The 2266-nt window shown below is 77.4% G+C and carries 2 protein-coding genes; both read right to left on the reverse strand.

What is annotated here, in order from left to right:
* Positions 1 to 103 precede the first annotated feature (103 nt).
* On the reverse strand, positions 104 to 1480 hold the full coding sequence (locus tag DVA66_RS19575) for an NAD(P)H-binding protein (protein ID WP_232822084.1): 1377 nt from the start codon (positions 1478 to 1480) through the stop codon (positions 104 to 106).
* A 49-nt stretch (positions 1481 to 1529) separates the two neighbouring features.
* Positions 1530 to 2266 (reverse strand): CPBP family glutamic-type intramembrane protease (locus DVA66_RS19580; protein WP_114561486.1); only part of this gene is annotated, 737 nt, incomplete at its 5' end.

Genomic DNA, 2266 nt, shown 5'->3' on the forward strand with positions numbered 1-2266 from the left:
GCGGCCGGGGCGCCGACCGTCCCCTCGCCGAGCACCAGACCGACCAGGCACAGGACCAGCGCTGCCGTCACGGACAGCTGGCGGACGCGGTCGATCGGTGTCGTCACCTCCGGGCGCTCCCCGCTCCCCCGGCGGCGGGCTCGCGCCCGGCCACCGCCTGCTGGGCGACCGCCCGCTGGCCCACCACCTGCGCGACCACCCGCAGCGGGGCCGACAGCACCCACCCGAGCTGCCCGGCCAGCCCGCGCGGCCGGTGCTCGGTGCGCAGGGTGAGCCGCGACCCGGCCGGGACGGGCTCGACCGTGGCGGTCAGCTGGGTGCGTCCGGTCAGCTCGCGGCGCGGGCGCAGCACGAGCCGGTGCGGCGGGGTGCTCTGCTGCTCCACCCACCAGCCGCGGGCCGCCGGATGCCCCAGCACCACCGCCCGCAGCGCCGCCCAGACGTCCTCGGGGGCGGCGGCGATGGTGGTGGTGTAGCGGTCGGTGTTGACGACCGGGCCGGCCCAGGAGGGGTCGGCGTCGCTGTGCCCGGCCGGGAAGCGCTCCGGGTCGGGCTCGGCCAGGGCGTCGGCGACGGCGCCGTCGAACCCGCGCAGCCCCTGCGGCGGGTCGGGGACGACCTCGGCGATGTCGTGCTCGCCGCAGACCACCTCGTGCACCAGGCTGCCGACCAGCGGTTGGGCCAGTCCGCTCGGCACCGGCGTCACCAGACCGACCCACTGGCTCGCCAGCCGGGGGATGAGGGCCGGCACCGTGCGGACCAGCCGCGGCGGGAGACCGGCCTGCCGGGCGTAGCGCTGGATCATCTGGCGGTAGGTGAGGACCTCGGGGCCGCCGATGTCGAAGGCGCGGTCGAGCCGTCCGGGCGCGGCAGCCACCCCGGTGAGGTAGCGCAGCACGTCGGCGATCGCGACCGGCTGGATGCGGTTGTCGAGCCAGGCCGGCCCGAGCACCACCGGGAGCCGCTCGGTGAGGTGGCGCAGCATCTCGAACGACGCCGAGCCGCTGCCGACGACCACCGCAGCCCGCAGCACCACCGCCGGCGTTCGGGCCGCCAGCACGATCTGCTCGACCTCGCGGCGGGAGGCCAGGTGCGGGGACAGCTCCTCCCCCTCGGGGTAGAGCCCGCCGAGGTAGACGATCCGGCCGACGCCGGCCCGGTCGCAGGCCTCGGCGAAGGAGCCGGTGAGCTCGCGGTCCCGGGCGGCGAAGTCGCCGTCACCGTCCATCGAGTGGATCAGCCAGAAAGCCACGTCCACCCCGGCCAGCGCCTCGTCCAGAGCGGCGCGGTCGTCGGCGCTGCCCTCCGCCACCTCGACCCGGTCGCCCCACCGGTGGCGCCGGAGCCGGTCGGCGGAGCGGGTGAGCACCCGGACCGTCCAGCCGTCGGCCAGCAGCGCCGGGACCAGCCGCGAGCCGATGTACCCGGTCGCCCCGGTCACCAGCGCGGTGCCCCGCCGCTGCCCGTCCTGCTGCCGCACTGCCCCTCCTCCGCCGGCTGCCGCCGACCCTAGTGGGCCGGCGCCCGGCTCATCCGGCCGCCAGCACCACCGGCCGGAGCAGGACCACCATCCCGGTGGACCAGACCACGTGCACCAGCACCGGCCCCAGCACCCCGCCGGTGGCCCGGCGGTGCAGCCCGCACAGGGTGCCGAGCAACGCCGCCGCCAGCACCAGCGCCACGTTGAGCGAGGCGGCCGTCACCACCGTGTAGACGACGGTGGTGGCCAGCACCGCGCGCCAGGGACGTCGGGGCTCGTCGACCGCGTCGTGCAGGGCGCCGCGGAAGAACAGCTCCTCGGCCACCGCGTTGACCAGCGCCGCGGCCACCACCAGCCCGAGCCCCGACCACTGCAGGTGCGACAGCACGGCCAGCACGGCGGCCTGCAGCACCTCGACCTGGGAGACCAGGAACCCGCCGGCGCAGAACAGGGCGACCGCCGACGCCCCGATTCCCAGCCCCGGCAGCACCGGCCGCACCACCCGTCCCGAGCCGGTCACCCACCGGCCCAGCGGCAGCGGGCCCGAGAGCAGCGCGCCGACCACCCAGACCGCGGCCAGGGCGAAGGTGGAGGTGACGAACCAGGGGTCGCCGGGCGGGCGGGTCAGCGACCAGCCGAGCAGCGCCGTCCCGACCACCAGCGTCCCCGCGACCACCACCCGACGGCGTCGACGCGCACCGGCCGGCACCGGACCGCGGTCGCCGTCGGCCGCCCGCTCCGGGTCGCCGGCCACCTGCAGCAGCGCACGGCCGACCAGGGCGGTCG

It is taken from the genome of Desertihabitans aurantiacus, from assembly GCF_003344635.1.
GTDB lineage: Bacteria > Actinomycetota > Actinomycetes > Propionibacteriales > Propionibacteriaceae > Desertihabitans > Desertihabitans aurantiacus.